Here is a 4032-nt window from a genome sequence, read left to right as displayed (position 1 = left end):
CGGTGGTCTCCAGTACCAGGAAGGGACGCTCGGTGCCGTCCGCGTCCTCTTCGGTGTGGAGGGAGAGCACTCCGAGGAGGAATCGGCGTTCGGGGCCGGGACGGTGATGCACCCCGGCGAGCAAGAGTGCATTCGTACAACAAATGGAACGAGTGCATGTGTGCAGTGGGTCGGCCTTCGGTGGGGAGGCGGGTGCGATCCGTGGGCGTCCGTATCGGCATACGAGCGAGTAACCCCTGGTTAGACGTGTAATCCATAACGATCTTGGCTCAGGTCTTGTGTGATTCCTCGTCCCCTTTAGCCTCCCGACATGGCTTTTCTTTCAAGTCGCCGCAGAAGGTCCCGCCTTGCCCCGGAGCTGGACGATCAGGATCTGGGCAAGCTGCTGAAGTCGCTGCTGGCGACCACGAGGACGGGAACGATCGCGACGACGGACTTGTGCGTGGCGCAGATCTCCCGTCTGCTGGAGCGCGACCCGGGCGACTGGGACCGCCGGGCGCACCGCATGGGGGTCCTGGCCGACTTCCTGGCCGGATCGAATCTGCCGCGCACCTGGGCCACGCGCGAGCCGCGCAGCTCGAACGCACTCCTGCTGTACGCATGGACCGAGGTGGCCCGTGCCCGCTCCCAGGGAGGCCTGCAGGACGCGGCCGGTGTCATCGACAGCTGTCTTCGGGCTGCCGAGCTCGCCCCGGAGGACCCCACCCCCTGGGTGGTCGTCCTGGGCGCGGCGCGCCTGGAGCGCTGGGAGCAGCCGCAGATGTTCGGCGTGTGGAACGAGGTGCTCGCGCGCGACCGCTGGAACCGCGAGGCCTACCTGAACATGCTGGGCTATCTCACCCCGCAGGAAGCGGGGTCGCGCATCCAGGTGCTGGAGTTCGTGGACGCCCTGTGCGCTCGCATGCCCGCGAACATGCCCTGCGCGGCGACGGAACTGACCGCCCAGGTCTTCCAGTACCACTCCGTCCTCGACCGCGGCGGCTTCGAAGCGCTCGTGGCACGCAATCACTGGTCCCAGGCGATGGCCGCCCAGGCCCTCGACCGTGTGGCCCACACCTGGGTGCAGCCCGGGTTCCTCCGTCATGCCAGGGCACTGGCCGACCTCAACATCCTCGCCTACGCGCTGATGGCCGCGGACCGGCGCCACGAGGCCCGGGCGGCCTTCGAGACGCTCGGCGGCATCGTCACGCCCTGGCCCTGGCAGGCCGGCGGCGACCCTCTGACCGAGTTCGAGCAGGCGCAGCGCAGGGCCACCGCCGGCGCGTGATCCGCCTCCGGGCGGGCCGGTCAGTCGAGGAGGAGGGGATCGGGCAGGCAGGCCCCGCGGTGCATGCGGAGCAGGGTGTGGACGACTCCCGACAGCCCCGACATCAGGCTGGGGGAGAACGCCTCGCGGGCCAGACCGCCGACCGGACCGCGCTGCTCGAGGCTCGTGAGGATCTCACCGTCGAGGTCGTCGAGGTCGTCGAGGTCGTCGCGGTCGCCCAGGTCCGGGGACGTGAGGAACTGCCAGAGGCCGAGGTCGCCGTGGCACAGCGTGTGACTCCAGCCGAAGCCCTCGGCGGCGCAGGCACGCGCGGCGCGCCGGGCCATGTCGAGGCGGTCGGCGTTGCCGGTGCGCCGGTAGAGGTCGAGCATGCCGATGCCGATCCCCGCGCTGCCGTGGCACCAACTGGTGAAGAAGTCCTCCTCGGCGCCGATGCGGACGTCGAGCCAGTTGCCGTGATCGGGTTGCCAGAGGGACTCCTGGTAGGCGAAGGCCCGTTCGGCAAGACGGTTCCAGTCACGCCGTTCGGCCGGGGAACCCGCCTCGCCGAGGGCGAGCCGGGCCAGCGCCCAGCCGATCCCGGTGGCACCGTGGGCGAAGCCGCCGATCCCCTCGGGGTTGAGCCGGGTCGTCCAGCGGGCGCCGGCGGCATCGACCGTGGCGATCCCGCCCAGCCGGCGGCCGATGTGTGCTGCGGCGCCCAGCCAGCGGTCCTGCCCGGTCGCCGCGGCCAGACCGAGCAGCGGGACGATGCCGCCGGCCGCACCGTTGAGGAGGTCCACCTCCACGTCGTCGTCGACCAGGGAGCCCGACAGCAGCAGCGCCCTCGCGGCGGCCCGCTCCAGCAGCCAGTCCTCACCGAGCACCCGGTGCAGCGCCAGCCACGTCCACACCTGAGACGCGGCGCCGCTGAACGCCCCGGCGGACGGCGTCGGCGTCGAGTCCTCGGTGCTGATCAGCACCCGCAGCGCGCCCTCGAAGGTCTCGGCCACGCCGGGCACCTCGTCCGCCCGTCCGGCCCGCACCTCGGCACCGTACTCCGCCAGCGTCAGTGCCACCCCGCCCTGCCCGGTGTAGAGGTCGGCGGGCAGCACCCTGATCGACCACCCCGCGGGAGTGAAGACGGGGCTGATCCAGGTGACCGTGCCGTCCTCGCCGCGTACGGCTGCGTCGCACAGCCGCCGCACCAGCCGCGCTGCCAGGGCGCGGCGGCGCCGCTCCCGGTGCCGGGCGTGCGGGGAGCGGGCGGCGGCCTGCACCCGTGAGGGCAGCGAACGCTCGTTGAGGTACGCGCCGACCAGCGCGTCCTGGATCACCGACTCCTCCAGCGCGAAGTCGGCGGTGCGCCAGTCCTCGACCGTGTTCCGCACGGCGGTCGCGTCCACGGTGAAGCCGAACATCGGGACATCTCCGACCAGGAGGTCCGCGATCTCGGCGTCGATGGCCGCGCGGTCCGTCGGCGCGCCGGGCAGCACCTCGGCGTTGCGCCGCAGGATGTCCCGGGCCCGCTCCACGGCCGCCGTCTCGTCGTGCAGCGACGCCGGGTGCCAGAGCATCCGGCCGATGTCGACGTACGCCTGTGTCGGCCGCAGGATGCGCCGCGCCCGGGCGCCCTCGAAGCGGGACAGCAGCCGGCACGGGTCGACGCCGGGACGGCGCAGATGCGCGGTCATCTCCCGGAAGCCGGCGAGGATCCGGTCCCAGTACGCGCTCAGAACGGGGGCGGGGCTCGGATGGTTGCCCGCGGTGGGCATCGCCACCAGGTCCACCTGGAAGCGGGCGGCCGCGGTGCCGCCGTCCGCGATCACCGGATTCGGGATCAGCGGCTGCTGGCCGGGCAGCGCCCCCACACCGGAGATGTCCACGCCACCGAGGGCGAAGCCGGTGCCGCGTACCGGCAACAGCCCGGTGCGCAGCACCGTGCGGCGGATGGCCGCTGCCGCCACGTCCACCGCGTCGCCCCGGCCGCTGGGCGGGAAGGGCGCCGGGGCGTCGAAGAGCGTCTCGGCGTCCACGATCACCGGCACCGGCCCCGTGGCGATCATGTTCTCGGCGTGCATGTCGGTGCCGCCGCAGAAGCGCAGGACCGCCAGCCAGTGCCCCATGTTGCGGTAGAACGCCGCGAGTTCGTCGTCGGCGCAGTAGCGATGGTGGACGAACTCGGCCCAGCCGTAGCCCTCGCGCACCAGCGTCCGCGGCACCCGGATGCGGTCCTCGGGCGCGGGGGCGCCGGGGAAGTCCGCGAACAGCTCGTCCAGCAGCGCGCCCAGCGCCACGTCGGCCTGCGACGGCCGGGGCTTGTACATGACACGCGCGTCGGCGAAGTCGACCCGGCTGACGGTGAGACCGCCCCGATGGCTGTCACCCGCCCCGAACTCCACGGCACGGATCCGCCCCGCGGGCCGGCCGAGCAGCGGCCCCAGCAGTGCGCGGTCCGCCGCGAGCCGCTGCGCGAACGCGCTCGTCGCCGCCACGGACAGCCGCGCCACCGACGCGATCCGCGTGCCCACGGTCGGATACCGGCCCGCCAGCTTGTCGAGATAGCCCTCCTCGCCGGCCAGCTCGATGAACGCGGCCCATGTCCGCCGGTCGGAGTCGTCCCCGGCCCGATCGGCATCGGGCACCGCGCCCTGGGCCATGCGCAGGGCGTGCAGTTCGATCAGGAACAGGCGGGAGAGTTTGGCGTGCAGTGACCTGAGCAGGGTGGTGTGGCCGGCCTCCAGGAGCGTGTCCCGCTCCTCCGGGTCCAGGCCGTCGACGGCGGT

The 4032-nt window shown here is 72.6% G+C and carries 2 protein-coding genes; one reads left to right on the top strand and one right to left on the bottom strand.

From position 1 onward, the window contains the following. The first annotated feature begins 310 nt into the window (after positions 1–310). Positions 311–1267: a hypothetical protein gene (locus AB0H32_RS47230; RefSeq protein WP_361135580.1), complete on the top strand. Its 957-nt coding sequence runs from the start codon at positions 311–313 to the stop codon at positions 1265–1267. Between the two features lie 20 nt (positions 1268–1287). On the opposite strand, the gene AB0H32_RS47225 is transcribed toward AB0H32_RS47230, so the two are convergent. Beyond that, on the bottom strand, positions 1288–4032 hold a 2745-nt coding region (locus AB0H32_RS47225; protein ID WP_361135576.1), incomplete at its 5' end, for a type 2 lanthipeptide synthetase LanM family protein.

Source organism: Streptomyces sp. NPDC020362, assembly GCF_040642095.1.
Lineage (GTDB): Bacteria > Actinomycetota > Actinomycetes > Streptomycetales > Streptomycetaceae > Streptomyces.
This window is presented reverse-complemented; position numbering and strand designations above follow the sequence as displayed.

Excerpts from the sequence above, each read along its gene's own strand:
- AB0H32_RS47230 (WP_361135580.1), top strand. The coding sequence starts at position 311 with ATGGCTTTTCTTTCAAGTCGCCGCAGAAGGTCCCGCCTTGCCCCGGAG.